Here is a 13,192-nt window from a genome sequence, read left to right on the forward strand (position 1 = left end):
TTACAAAATCCTCCCAGCCTTAAATTGGTTGCCGCATCAGTCGGTCAGCGGCATTCCGGCTCCCGAGAAGGGCCAGCCGGCTATGAAATAATTACAGCACTATCGATTTGAGTAAAGACATTGTCTTTCATACTTTCACTATCCATTGCTGTAACGACAGTACGATTTTTGACATTGACGATAAAAGCCATATCCTGCATCAAAATGAGTGACTCTTTTGCCCCTTTGGCAGCAGCCTTGTCCAGTGCAGAACCAATTTGTTTCATTTGTTCGGTTTTCAACTCGATACCACGTTGTTCTAATCGTTTAGCTGCATGATTGCTGAGTTTTAAAAGGTTATCTTCCAGTACTTGAGCAAAGGGTTTAGACGGTGTGCCAGATGTGTCTCCCGTTTGGGGTTTGCGAAGCATATTTGGAGTAACAGGACCCGTATATAACTGTCCAACGGTTATACGGTCACTCATATGCTCTGCTCTCGATCTTCAGGTTCACTCGTCCCGGCATTCACATCAGACGGGTTACTACCATTAGTATTTATAGCATCACTTTGAACGTTCTGGGCAGCTGACTTCGTTTCCTCAGCTTGCTTGGCACGATTCACCTGAATGATTTCATCCAGTTTAATTTCGTCGTTGCCCACCTTCGCATACTGAACGCCGTCTCGCACAATGATTGAATCTACAGTACCCTGACGAAGCGTACCACTGTCTGTTTTATCAGAAGAAAGCCAACTGATTTCCATACCGATCATACCCGATACCGCTCCAAGTGACTGATTTAACGTTTTAAGCTGCGTAGAGATGTTAACCAGTTGCTCCACTGAGCTAAATTGCGCCATTTGAGCAATAAACTCTTTATCTTCCATCGGCTGCATCGGATCCTGATTCTGCAACTGTGTAATCAAAATTTTCAGAAATTGATCCTTACCAAGTTCTTTCGTTGCAGCACTTGTTGTGGCTCTATTTGCAGCCGCGTAATTAGGCCAAGTATTATTAGTAGAAACAATTTCATTCGCCATATATTCACCTCATCCCTGTTTAAGCCTCTGCAGTAAATGACTCTCTCTGAATTTCGCTACCTTCCACCTGCTCGCTACGCCAGTTGCGCAACTCTTCCTGCAGCCCCGCGGCTGTCACAGCTTCATCGGTATGCTCCCCACGCTCACGGGAACGTTTTTGTTGCTGAGATTGATTTCCTTGTTGACGTCCGCCATCCTGATACATTTCAGATCCGAGCGAACTGTTCTGAGTGACCTCGAGCCGTTCCACCTGAATGCCCTGAGATTGTAACGAGGAACGTAACTGCATCATCTGTTGTTCAAGCATGTCTTTCGCCATGACATGTTCAGTCATGAACCTGGCAACCAATTGTCCGTTTTGCAACGTAATCTGTACATCCAATTTTCCCAAATGTTCAGGGCGGAGAGAGATTGTGGCTTCAGAAAATCCTTTTTGATTCACGATATCCAGCTTGCTAACCACAAATTGCGTCATTTCTTTGGCAAAATTCGTTGCTTGCATGACAGGCTCAGCGGGTTTGCTCACGACTGTACCTGAGCTTCGCAAGGACAACTCGCCAGCTGTTACAATGTTTGAATGATGGATTGCAGGTTGCGCATCGGCAACGGGTGTTGAGTCATTTTTAACCGTCACTGTTGTTGCTTTAGATTCTGTTTGAACTGTTGCTGATGCAGTCGTCTGAGGTGTTATCCCATCTGTTTTGGACGCTGTAGTCGGAGCACCGTTAGGTGTTTGAACAGCTGCATCCTTTATTGCTGAGAATGTATTCAGTATCGATTTGAGTTCAGACCAACCCTTTTTCCCATCCGTTTCGACTCCAGCTTCCTTCAACTGACTCTGCAACTGCTGAAGTAAATGTTGGAATTCGGGAGCACTCTTGACTACATTAGGACCTGGTTTAAGAACTTCCGTTGCCAATTGTGTCAGCACATCCTGTAATACAAAACGGACTGCAGCTGGATGCTGAGACAGTTCAACAGCAGATGCAGATGTAGGAGCTTGATCTAAATTAGAACCAACCTCACTTAGTGAAGCTTGCTGATTTCCATCTGAATCTTTATTTAATAATGCGTACAATTGCTGGATCAACGATTGAAGACCTGCAAGCAAGGCCGGATCATTTTCCAGAGCTTTGTCTAACGTATCCAGATCACCAAATAATTTTTCAAGCATTTCCATCAAACCTGACGAATCCGTACCAACTAATAGTGAACTTAACGCGTCCGTTACAGATGTGTTATTTTCTTCATTTTCTGAGGCAAAAGTAAACATCAACGGAGCAGACGTCTTTGTTGTTACTGCACCATTCGTTCCATCAGTACCCTCACCAGTTCCGCTTCCCCCAGCCAATGACTGTGCCAGCGTCTGCAAGAACTCAGCTCCAGTTCCTGTAACCGAACCTTTAGACTGCGCTGTTGATGACTGTGTTGAACCAGAAGTTTTGGAAGAAGCCCCAGCGTTCATTTGATATACGAGTGACATTTTTTCACCTCCCCTCCATGCATTAAGAATAGAGTTGTTACTTATTGCCCATTAGCCGATTCAACACTTTGGCTGTCTCAACCGAATCTTCTTTAGACATGTTCTCAAGCAACTGGGATCGTGTTGCATCATTAACTGAATTGAGTATGGTCAGTGTTTTATCCGGACTAATTTTATAGGTTTCGAGCAATAGTTTGGCTCCGCTTGACGCAGACATCGAAGCAAAGGTCTGGCTTAACTGATTTTTATCCAAATTTTTACTATTAGTTCCTGTTGTCGTGGTCGTTGCTGCTGTTTCCTTTTTCAATCGGGACTGCAGGGCATCCAAGGCAAGATCGCCTGAAGGCTTCGCATCCTTCATCAGCATGGTCACATCCGCTGCAGTCTTCGGATCCATCTTTTCCAGCACCTTCGTCCGGGCAGTCGACTGCATCGCGCTCAACATAAGCACCATTTCTTCATTCGTCATATTTTGCAAAATCGGAGCGGCTTTACTTGGGCTCATATCAGCGTACATTTTAGCCAGACTTTTAATCTGCTTCTGATAATCACTTTCGGTTTCCGGTTCAGAAGCTGCAGCTGTTTCAGAAGCCTTATTTGCATCATCCAATTTCTTTTGCAAATCAGCTGTTTTCTGCGTCTCCGCAGTAGCCGCATCTTTGGCCGCTTTCAGCTCTGCTTCTTTCGCTGTGACCTGAGATTTTAGCTTTTCAATCGTTGCTTCCGCACTTTCAACCTGCTTTTCGCTCTTTTCCAACTTCTCTTTCTCCGGATCAAGCACCGGATCAGGTACCCAATTCTTGACTACAGGAATTTTTTTGGCAAGTTCGAGCGCGTTATTTCGAATATCTACATTAAATAGAGTAAGCAGTACACCTAAGAGTACAACCGTGAATACAATCGGGATCGAAATCATGAGAAACTTTTCCCATCCACTCCCGGACTCTTTTTCGATATCAGTGTCTTTTACAGCCACCGTTCATTCCTCCTTCGCGAGACAACTTCGCTTCCGGCTCACATCAGTTCGCGCGGGCTTTGGCGGCGAAGCGTACAGTAGCCATCTCGTCCAGATCGTTCTGTTCCCGGAGGAGCATCTCCTGCTGAAATCTGCCTTTAGCCTTATCTCTCGCTCCAAGCCACACTTTTTCGTCAACTACTTTACCATTCAGAAAGCTCTGATTCCGCTGCACATTGACCTGAGCATGCTCCACATCACTGTTCTTACGCGATATACATTCGTCAAGGTGATATGCATATCGTTGCATTTCCTGCAAACTGGATACGGAAGCACAATTTTCAGTTGCCGCTTGAATAATGTTCATCAGATTATTTCGATCATTAATCAATTGCAACAAATGCTCTTCTTCCGTCTGAAGTTTACCGATCGCTGTGGATAACATCCATTCTGCCTGTGTCTTCTCATTGCTTTTCAGGTCAACAACCTTCTGGAAATGATATCGAAATTTCATCGTTTACCCTTCATCTCCTTGCGAATTCAAGAATCAAACGCTCCTGTACTTCACTTAACGTTACCTTTTCATCAACTTTTTGCTTCGTAAAATCCCAGATATGATCAATCTGATCCATCGCTTCATCTATAGCTGCATTTGATCCCCGTTGATACGCACCAATGTTAATCAAATCTTCAGACTCTTTGTACACTGCCATCAGACGTTTCATATTGTTAACCGCATCAATCTGCTCTTCAGGAGCGATGTCCTTCATGACACGGCTGATACTTGCAAGCACATCAATCGCGGGGAAATGACCTTTATTCGCTATCGCACGGTTCAGCACGATGTGACCATCCAAAATCCCTCGGACTGCGTCTGCAATTGGTTCATTCATGTCATCCCCATCGACGAGAACAGTATAGAATGCCGTTATCGAGCCAGTGGGACCTGTTCCTGCACGTTCCAACAGTTTCGGTAGACTTGCAAAAACGGAAGGTGTATAACCTCTCATCGCCGGCGGTTCTCCTACTGCCAAACCGACTTCCCTTTGCGCCATGGCGTAACGGGTCACCGAATCCATCATTAACATCACGTTCATGCCTCGATCTCTGAAATACTCCGCAATCGTCGTTGCTATGACAGCACCCTTGATTCGGATCAGAGCAGGTTGATCTGATGTTGCCACGATGACGACAGACCGTTCCAGGCCTTCCGGACCAAGATCCCGTTCGATAAAGTCACGAACCTCCCGTCCACGCTCACCTACCAGTGCAATCACGTTCACATCCGCAGCGGTATTCCTAGCGATCATGCCCATCAATGTACTTTTTCCGACACCTGAACCGGCAAATATACCCACACGCTGTCCTTTGCCTACAGTGAGCAAGCCATCAATTGCCCTCACGCCTACACTCATCGTTTCAAGAACACGCGGTCTATCCATAGGGTTAACAGGGGTATTGGAAGTAGAGTACATCGGCATTCGGGATGGTAACAATGAACCGTCAAGCGGCTGTCCCAGTCCGTCCAACACTTTACCAAGCAATTCAGAGCCTACTTGTACTCCTAAAGGTTTTCCGGTTCCGACCACGTCACAACCCGGACCAATGGATTGAAGTTCTCCAAGCGGCATAAGCAACACCTTGTTATCCCGAAACCCCACAACTTCAGCCTGTAGCGGCTTAGCTGATTTGCCAGGATAGATGTAACATACGTCGCCAATGCTGGCATCCGGTCCTTCTGATTCCACCATAAGCCCAATGACCTGAGTTACTTTTCCATTTATACGCACAGGATCAAACTGCCGCAGATGCTCCATATAACGCTGTGAACTAAGAACCTTCATGTTGATTTCTTCGCTCCTCATCCTCAAGTGCTATGCGGATCAGTTCCTTTTTGATCTCGGCAAGCTGTGTATCAATTCTTGCATCAACACTTCCAAATGAAGAACGGATAACACAGCCCTTATCTTTAACCGTAGCATCAGGCAAAATCTGTAACTCTGCCTGCGAATCAATGGAAAGAGCAAGTTCCTCCCTTGAAGCTTGTACAAAAGAAAACTGCTCAGGCGCCACACAGAGCGCGATCTGTCCTTGCTCCCTTTTTCTGGACAAACTCTGACGTATCAGCTCAATCGTTTGTTCAGGCTCTACCGTAAGTTGCTTATCTATCACTTTCTCCGCAATGCCACAAGCAAGTTCAACAAGAAACGGCTCGGCTTCCTGAATAATCTGTTCTTTGGCAACATACGCTTCCTGAAGCACCCCTTGTGCTTCTTTCATCATCTCTTCGATCTTCACCTGGAGATCCAGTTCAGCTTGTGCTCTTCCCTCTTCAAACCCTTGCTGAAAACCTTGAGCGCGGAGAGCTTCAGTCAGATGTTCATCCTGCTCTCGTTGCTCCTGCCACCAGCGTTCAATCTGTTCCTGGGCTTCCTGAAGCATTCGCTCCGCCTCTTCCGAAGCATCACGCACCTGCTTTTCCGCAAACTCCTTGGCATCTTCCAGCATCTCAGCAGTAAGACGTTCTGTCTCTTCATCGACTCGTGCCTGAAGCACTTCCGATTCAGAAACTGATGCACCGTCCTCTTCCAATCCAGTCTCATCTTCACCGCCATAATAGTGATGATTTTCGAGCCTTTTATGGTCTTCTACCGGTACATACTGGAAAGATTTAATCAAATTAGACAATGATATCATCTCCTCCACCACGTGCGATAATGATCTCGCCAGCTTCTTCCAGTCTGCGGATCGTACCTACGATACGTGTCTGAGCTTCCTCCACATCACGTAGCCGCACAGGGCCCATGAACTCCATCTCTTCCTTGAAAGTTTCGGACATCCGTTTCGACATATTACGGAACACAGCTTCACGTACTTCTTCGCTTGCGACTTTGAGTGCAAGTTGCAGGTCGGCATTGTCGATATCCCGAATAATACGTTGAATGGAGCGATCGTCCACATTGACAATGTCTTCGAAAACAAACATCCGTTTTTTGATCTCTTCTGCAAGTTCCGGATCCTGAATCTCAAGGGAGTCCAAAATTGTACGTTCCGTCCCCCGATCGACACCATTCAAAATCTGAACGATGGATTCGATACCGCCTGCATTTGTGTAATCCTGCGTCACTGTAGAAGACAACTTTTGTTCCAGCACACGTTCCACCTGTGAAATAACTTCTGGTGAAGTGCTGTCCATCACAGCTACTCTACGAGCAACATCTGCTTGCTTCTCCTGAGGGAGAGAGGACAGAATGGCCGCAGCTTGCTCAAATTGCAGATAAGAAAGTACAAGCGCAATCGTTTGCGGACTTTCATTCTGAATAAAGTTCAGAATCTGATTCGGATCAGCTTTACGTGCGAAGTCAAAAGGTCTGACTTGTAGCGTAGCTGTCAAACGATTAATAACTTCAAGCGCTTTGGAGGAGCCGAGTGCTTTCTCCAAAATTTCCTTTGCATAGGTAATACCGCCCTGAGAGATATACTCCTGTGCCAAACAAATCTGATGAAACTCGGACATAATCATGTCCTTTTCGGATGCATCAACCTTACGCACGTTGGCAATTTCCAACGTAAGCTGCTCAATCTCCTCATCACGGAGATGTTTAAAGATCTGAGCAGACACTTCCGGACCTAATGTAATTAATAATATTGCTGCTTTTTGTCTGCCAGTTAATCCGGCATTGCCTGCCTTTGCCAATGCGTTCACCTCTATTCGTCAGCCAGCCACGTACGCAGCAGATTGACGAATTCGTCCGGCTTTTTCTTGGCCAAACTCTCCAATTGTTTGCGCACCTGACTTTCGTTCGTCACACTGTCCAATGTTATGGACGGGAACTCTGTTGCTACTGGAAGCGGGATTTCTTCCTCTTCTTGGATCTCATTTTGTTTACGACGACGACGTACTAACAAGATCACTACCGCAGCGATCAGGACCGCAATAAGTGCTCCGCCACCCCACATCATCGCAGGAGTCAACTGGAAGCCCGTATTGGCATCTGCAGCTGTTGCAAAGCCCTGTGACATGACTGATACTTTTTTTGTCAGGTCTGCGTCAGTTATTGTTGTGCCTGAGTCCGCCAATGACGCGCGAACGATATTAACTAGAATATTTTCGATCGCATCTCGAACAGGCTGTTGTAATTCGTTTTGCCCTGCGGGTGGTTCAACCGCCACGTTGATGGTTAAATCTTTTACAGTATATGGGCTTGAAATGATATCTTTGGCAATTCGATTCACTTCATAATTTATCGTGCTTGATGATTCTTCCGAATTCGCATTGCTATTAGAATCAGAAGAAGGATACCCTGGAACGTCCTGTTGGCCGGTACCTGCTACACCACCTGTCGGAGTTCCCCCACCAGTGTAGCTCTTCTGAATTTGCTGTACACTGATTTCGATCCCCTTCATGTTCTCTTGATCAACAGGTGTAACGAGATTTTCTTTGCTTGTCACTTTATCGAAATTCAGTTTGGAGGCCACCAAAACGTTGACCTTATCCTCACCTACAATTTGAGAGAGGAATTGCTTCACGTTATTTCGCACGTCACTCTCAAACTTTTTCTGTAATGCCATGTTCTCCTGCACTTCAGATGACAAGCCACCACTGCCACCGCGAGCGGTTGGAACGAGTTCAGCCTCATCCGTGTTCGTGATCGTGATGTTCTCGATGGGCAGGTTCGGAACAGCTGTTTTAACCAAATTAAAGTATCCATCTACAGCTGCCTGATTCGGGTGATACCCCGGTTTAAATTGCAATGCTACGGAAGCCGAAGCTTTGTCCTGTTCTTCCAAACCTGCAAAGATATTATCTTTTGGCATGTTAACAAGGACTTTGGCATCCTGAATGCCCTGCATACGCTGGAGTAGCTTTTCAACTTCTCCGTTTAATGCATTGTTGTATTTCACATCAAACTCTTTATCTGTCATACCGATTGGTGATGATGAGCTTTCAAACGCTTTATAACCAAGGGAACCATTTTGTATGATGCCTTGGGATCCGATATTCACTTTGGTCAGCGCTACATCTGTACTGGGTACAGAAATACTTTTTCCGTCCGCGCTAAGTTTATATGGGATATTAGATGAGTTCAGATAATTGATGACACCAGCTGAATCACTTGCATTTAAATCTGTGAACGCCACTTCATATTCTGTCTTGGATAACTGCATCGTGAGAACCACTGCTGCCAAAATCAGAAATAAGAAGGTTGAAATAAATAATGTTTTCTGCTTTTTGCTAAAGCTATTCCAGTACTGTGATGCCTTGTCCCTGTACTGGGCAATTCTCTCATTCACTCTGTCACCCCATCCGAAACTTTGCTTAGTCTGTCCTGACAAAAGCTTGAGCGTTCTCCTAGCTTTGATCAGGAGCAGCATCGCAGCTGCTTGTCGTAATGATCAGCGCTACTGTTTGCGCAAATGAACTCTTATAGTTGTGTGCGCATAACCTCTTGATATGCCTCAACCACTTTGTTACGTACTTGAGTGGTAAGTTGCAGACTAAGCAGGGCTTGTTCGGAAGCAATCAACACCTGATCTACATTCGCTTTACCTACCAAAAATTGATTTGACATTTCATGAGCCTGGGTTTCCTGTGCGGCTACAGAGCCCAGTGCATTTTGTAAGTATGTACCGAAGCTCTGAATGCTTTCGGCCGGTGTAGAAGATTTATTTTCAGTTCCTACACTTTTCATTTGCAACGGCTGAACTCCCTGAGCGTTAAACATATTGTTCTGAATCATAAATGTCCCTCCCTTTTATCTCTTCTTTTCAGTTCGTTGTCGAAGAATGCAACAGTTAACCTTTTCCAATTTCTAACGCTTTAGAAATCATCGCTTTGGTTGAATTCAGTGCAGTAACGTTAGCCTCATAAGAACGTGAAGCCGAGATCATATCGACCATTTCTTTTGCAATATCCACATTAGGCATGAACACATACCCTTCTGCGTTTGCATCTGGATGAGTCGGGTCATAAACCGGTTTGAATGGCGACTGATCTTCCCGAATCTCGGTTACCCTTACACCATCACCTGAACCTCCACCACGCATCTGGTTTTGTAACATCGTGCTGAAGGATGTTTTATTCGGTTCAAGCACTACCATTTTCCGCTTATATGGAACTGCGACCCCATTCGACATGCTCGCGCGCGTGGTTTCAGCATTTGCTATATTGGAAGAAATGACGTCCATACGCAAACGTTGAGCTGTAAGAGCCGAAGCACTGATTCCAAAACTGTTGCTAATGTTCAACGCGGTTATCTCCCTTCTACGCCTACTCGCATCATTTTAATTTGTTCGTTCACTTGCTGGATATAAGCGTTGTAACGCAATTGATTATCCGCCAGAAGACTCATCTCTCGATCAATATCCACATTATTCTGGTTGTTATTCATGGAAGTGGACTGGTCCATATTAACTACTGGTGTTGGTACTAAAGAGGAAGGACCTATGACAAAATGCCTTGGATCCGTTACTTTCCCTTTAAGAACAGGTAAATCACCGCTCATCTGATCCTGTAACATTTCTTCGAAAGAAACGTCTGATCGCTTGAAATACGGGGTATCGGCGTTCGCTACGTTATCAGCTATCGTTCGTTGTCGCATGTTCGACGCATCGAGCGCACCTTGTAATCTTTTAAAGCTAATATCGTTTAAAAGATTCACAACATCCCTCCTCTCATTAGTATATATGGAAAAAGATTGAATCTTTTCACGCGAAACTGCTGTTGTTTTTTCGACAAAAACATTCGTGTTTACACGGTTTTCTAGGACTTAAGTAGAATTAACTCTGATGTTGTCGTATAACATAAGTTTCTTCGAGTTTGGGATATATTACAATAAGAAAAAAGCCCTATCTTTTCTTAAAGAGAGGGCTTTTTGTGTATTTTCTGCAAAATATGATTTTTTTCGTAAATATTCAGTCCCAAATCAAAAATGTGTTAACAATCTTGAGGCATGCCCTTAAACATTCTTAAAATAAAACTCATTTTTCCAGCCTGTATTTCAGTCTGAGCACCTTTAAATGTACCTTTCCGCAAAAGGATTTCAATTTGTTAAGTTTAGCATTTTTTACCGTCATATTAGGGTTTTAAGCTTATATTACACTGTATTTTTATGTAGCCAACTCTACTTTATTTCACATTTTATGTATGAAAATTCATTGGAACTATCATTTCTGACGCAACACTTTCTTAACAATTGTATAGGTCACTACTATTTTATATTTAGAAAACAATTGATGCCTTCTCCATTTCCCACAAAACGACGTTTTGCACATTTGCGCAAAATATTCCGGTTTATTCGCTTAGCACCAGATAACATTTAAATAATTAAAATTCTTTTAATGGAAATACATGGTTGCATAAAAATAGGAATACCAACTAATCCGCTACCCTTTATACAATTATCCATGCGGCCCAAGTCCTAGTTTCTAGCATAAATGATCGCCACCTCTCTATTATCGGTCCAATCATCAGAAAAGGTTAGACCATAATATAAATAAGGATATGTATCCATAAACACGACATCTAACACAGCATGCTCTGTATAAAAGTACAGAACATCTTGATTAATGTTCACTGTTTATGGTACATACCCCATGTTTTATTCCATACAACCATCTTATCATGTGATACTAGAAGCTACATTCATTACCCTTTGCTCTTACTTAAAGGATGTATTGACTTAAATCTCGATCCGTCGCAATATCATGTAATTTCTCACGTACATACTCTGGTGTAATCACCATACGTTCCAACGTAAGCTCAGGAGCCTCGAAGGACAAGTCTTCCAGAAGTTTTTCCAGTATAGTATGCAGACGGCGAGCCCCAATGTTTTCTGTGTTTTGGTTAACAGCTTCCGCGAGCTTGGCAATCTCGCGTATTGCATCCTCCGAGAACTCAATCTCAATATTCTCTGTGCGGAGCAAATCGACATATTGCTTCGTTAGCGCATTCTGAGGTTCCGTTAGGATAGAAACAAACTCCTCCAAGGTAAGACTGTTTAACTCTACACGAATAGGGAAGCGTCCCTGAAGCTCCGGAATCAGATCTGAAGGTTTAGCCACATGGAATGCACCAGCCGCCATAAACAGAATATAATCCGTTTTGACAGGCCCATACTTGGTCATGACCGTTGATCCTTCAACAATCGGTAGAATGTCACGCTGAACGCCTTCACGGGAAACATCTGGACCACTTCCACGACCTTGACTGGCTACTTTATCAATCTCATCGATAAAAATAATGCCTGTCTGCTCTGCACGTCTTATGGACTCTTGAGTCACATCATCCATATCAATTAATTTGCCCGCTTCTTCTTGAATAAGCACTTTACGTGCTTCCTTAATAGCCAACTTACGTTTCTTCGTACGGCGCGGCAACAAACTGCCAAACATCTCCTGCATGTTCATGCCCATCTGATCATTACCCTGGCCAGCAAACATATCCATCATGTTCGGCGTATTGTCTTCTACATCGATCTCAATGATGTCATCTTCCAGTTTACCAGACAATAGATCGAATTTGATTTTACGGCGACGCTCAGCAACGTTTGCGTCAGGTTCAGGTTCGTCCTGATCCTGAGGGGCATTTCCATTCCCGTTGTTCCCAAAGATCATTTCAAACGGATTACGCTGATTTTTAGACTTGGACTGAGAAGGAGCCAAAATATGTACAATGCGCTCGTTAGCCGCTTCTTCCGCTTTGTCCTTCACTTGTTCAGTTCGTTCGAGCTTGACCATACGCAGGGATGTTTCAATCAAATCACGAACCATGGATTCCACATCACGTCCAACATATCCCACTTCGGTAAACTTGGTTGCCTCGACTTTGACAAAAGGTGCCCCTACCAGTTTCGCAAGACGACGCGCAATTTCCGTTTTACCGACGCCTGTAGGCCCAATCATCAGTATATTTTTAGGTACAATATCATCCTGTGTGTGTTCTGGCAAAAGACTACGTCGATAGCGATTACGAAGGGCTACTGCCACTGATTTCTTCGCCTGTTTTTGACCTACGATATATTTATCCAGTTCCGTAACAATCTGTCTTGGCGTTAAAGCTTGAGAATTCATAAGCTTCCCTCCTACAAGTATGTTGACGTCAATTCAGCCACAAGAGCAAAGAATCTCCTTAACGTAAACCGGAGCAGATGTAGCATCTAGTTCCTGTACGGGAGATTTCTTTGTTCCTACAATTCTTCGACGATAATATTACTATTCGTGTATACACACAGCTCGGAAGCCACCTGAAGAGACTCACGCGCAATATCTTTCGCTTCCATCTGTCCAGCGTGACGTTTCAGCGCCCGCGCAGCGGATAAAGCAAAATTACCACCTGAACCGATCGCAATGATATCATCATCCGGTTCGATTATCTCGCCGCCACCTGAAATAAGCAACATTCCTGTTTTGTCCATCACAATCAACAAAGCTTCGAGCTTCCGCAGTATGCGATCCTGCCGCCAATCTTTTGCAAGTTCAACCGCCGCCCGTTGCAGATTGCCATGGTGCTCTTCCAGTTTACCTTCGAATTTTTCAAACAGTGTAATTGCATCAGCTACAGAACCGGCAAAGCCAGCAACAACCTGTCCACGATATAAACGTCTTACTTTTTTGGCTGTATTCTTCATCACAACGCTCTGGCCCATAGTTACCTGACCATCGCCCGCAATCGCTGCCTTGCCATTATGACGGACAGCACAGATCGTCGTCGCATGAAATGACATATCCATGATAT

General features: G+C 44.4%; 14 protein-coding genes. All 14 read right to left on the reverse strand.

Annotated elements, in window-relative coordinates; genetic code table 11:
- Positions 1-80: 80 nt before the first annotated feature.
- The gene (locus H7T88_RS23255; RefSeq protein WP_418792798.1) at positions 81-410 is read right to left on the reverse strand and encodes a TIGR02530 family flagellar biosynthesis protein; all 330 of its coding nucleotides are present in this window, start codon (positions 408-410) and stop codon (positions 81-83) included.
- 50 nt (positions 411-460) lie between these two features.
- On the reverse strand, positions 461-1,018 hold the full coding sequence (locus H7T88_RS23260; RefSeq protein ID WP_221790565.1) for a flagellar hook capping FlgD N-terminal domain-containing protein: 558 nt from the start codon (positions 1,016-1,018) through the stop codon (positions 461-463).
- 19 nt (positions 1,019-1,037) lie between these two features.
- On the reverse strand, positions 1,038-2,501 hold the full coding sequence (locus H7T88_RS23265) for a flagellar hook-length control protein FliK (RefSeq protein WP_221790567.1): 1,464 nt from the start codon (positions 2,499-2,501) through the stop codon (positions 1,038-1,040).
- A 37-nt stretch (positions 2,502-2,538) separates the two neighbouring features.
- On the reverse strand, positions 2,539-3,477 hold the full coding sequence (locus tag H7T88_RS23270; protein ID WP_221790569.1) for a MotE family protein: 939 nt from the start codon (positions 3,475-3,477) through the stop codon (positions 2,539-2,541).
- Between the two features lie 43 nt (positions 3,478-3,520).
- A complete protein-coding gene (gene fliJ / locus H7T88_RS23275; protein WP_090923871.1) occupies positions 3,521-3,970 on the reverse strand; it encodes a flagellar export protein FliJ in 450 nt (149 codons plus the stop codon).
- A gap of 10 nt (positions 3,971-3,980) precedes the next feature.
- Positions 3,981-5,300 (reverse strand): flagellar protein export ATPase FliI, encoded by a 1,320-nt coding sequence (gene fliI, locus H7T88_RS23280; protein ID WP_145329755.1) that lies wholly within the window; start codon positions 5,298-5,300, stop codon positions 3,981-3,983.
- Positions 5,287-6,144 carry a FliH/SctL family protein gene (locus H7T88_RS23285; protein WP_221790571.1) on the reverse strand — a complete coding sequence of 286 codons (858 nt, stop codon included), beginning with the start codon at positions 6,142-6,144 and terminating at the stop codon, positions 5,287-5,289. The genes fliI and H7T88_RS23285 overlap by 14 nt, the downstream gene beginning before the upstream one ends.
- On the reverse strand, positions 6,137-7,153 hold the full coding sequence (fliG, locus tag H7T88_RS23290; protein ID WP_090923874.1) for a flagellar motor switch protein FliG: 1,017 nt from the start codon (positions 7,151-7,153) through the stop codon (positions 6,137-6,139). The genes H7T88_RS23285 and fliG overlap by 8 nt, the downstream gene beginning before the upstream one ends.
- Positions 7,154-7,164: 11 nt before the next feature.
- Positions 7,165-8,751 carry a flagellar basal-body MS-ring/collar protein FliF gene (gene fliF / locus H7T88_RS23295; RefSeq protein ID WP_154886378.1) on the reverse strand — a complete coding sequence of 529 codons (1,587 nt, stop codon included), beginning with the start codon at positions 8,749-8,751 and terminating at the stop codon, positions 7,165-7,167.
- A gap of 131 nt (positions 8,752-8,882) precedes the next feature.
- The gene (gene fliE, locus H7T88_RS23300) at positions 8,883-9,197 is read right to left on the reverse strand and encodes a flagellar hook-basal body complex protein FliE (protein WP_090923875.1); all 315 of its coding nucleotides are present in this window, start codon (positions 9,195-9,197) and stop codon (positions 8,883-8,885) included.
- 55 nt (positions 9,198-9,252) lie between these two features.
- The gene (gene flgC, locus H7T88_RS23305; RefSeq protein ID WP_090923876.1) at positions 9,253-9,705 is read right to left on the reverse strand and encodes a flagellar basal body rod protein FlgC; all 453 of its coding nucleotides are present in this window, start codon (positions 9,703-9,705) and stop codon (positions 9,253-9,255) included.
- A gap of 5 nt (positions 9,706-9,710) precedes the next feature.
- Entirely contained in the window at positions 9,711-10,118 is a 408-nt protein-coding gene (gene flgB, locus H7T88_RS23310; protein WP_090923877.1) for a flagellar basal body rod protein FlgB, read from the reverse strand.
- 1,003 nt (positions 10,119-11,121) lie between these two features.
- Positions 11,122-12,528 carry an ATP-dependent protease ATPase subunit HslU gene (hslU, locus tag H7T88_RS23315; protein WP_090923878.1) on the reverse strand — a complete coding sequence of 469 codons (1,407 nt, stop codon included), beginning with the start codon at positions 12,526-12,528 and terminating at the stop codon, positions 11,122-11,124.
- Between the two features lie 116 nt (positions 12,529-12,644).
- Positions 12,645-13,187, reverse strand: a complete 543-nt coding sequence (hslV, locus tag H7T88_RS23320) for an ATP-dependent protease subunit HslV (protein WP_090923879.1) — start codon at positions 13,185-13,187, stop codon at positions 12,645-12,647.
- Positions 13,188-13,192 lie beyond the last annotated feature (5 nt).

This window comes from Paenibacillus cucumis (ex Kampfer et al. 2016), assembly GCF_019748695.1.
Taxonomy (GTDB): Bacteria; Bacillota; Bacilli; order Paenibacillales; family Paenibacillaceae; genus Paenibacillus; species Paenibacillus polysaccharolyticus.

What these genes read in the sequence shown, in the direction of transcription:
- hslU (WP_090923878.1), bottom strand. Translation starts at nt 12,528, where the DNA reads ATGAATTCTCAAGCTTTAACGCCAAGACAGATTGTTACGGAACTGGAT.
- fliJ (WP_090923871.1), bottom strand. Translation starts at nt 3,970, where the DNA reads ATGAAATTTCGATATCATTTCCAGAAGGTTGTTGACCTGAAAAGCAAT.
- H7T88_RS23260 (WP_221790565.1), bottom strand. Translation starts at nt 1,018, where the DNA reads ATGGCGAATGAAATTGTTTCTACTAATAATACTTGGCCTAATTACGCG.
- fliE (WP_090923875.1), bottom strand. Translation starts at nt 9,197, where the DNA reads ATGATTCAGAACAATATGTTTAACGCTCAGGGAGTTCAGCCGTTGCAA.
- hslV (WP_090923879.1), bottom strand. Translation starts at nt 13,187, where the DNA reads ATGGATATGTCATTTCATGCGACGACGATCTGTGCTGTCCGTCATAAT.
- fliI (WP_145329755.1), bottom strand. Translation starts at nt 5,300, where the DNA reads ATGAAGGTTCTTAGTTCACAGCGTTATATGGAGCATCTGCGGCAGTTT.
- H7T88_RS23265 (WP_221790567.1), bottom strand. Translation starts at nt 2,501, where the DNA reads ATGTCACTCGTATATCAAATGAACGCTGGGGCTTCTTCCAAAACTTCT.
- H7T88_RS23255 (WP_418792798.1), bottom strand. Translation starts at nt 410, where the DNA reads ATGCTTCGCAAACCCCAAACGGGAGACACATCTGGCACACCGTCTAAA.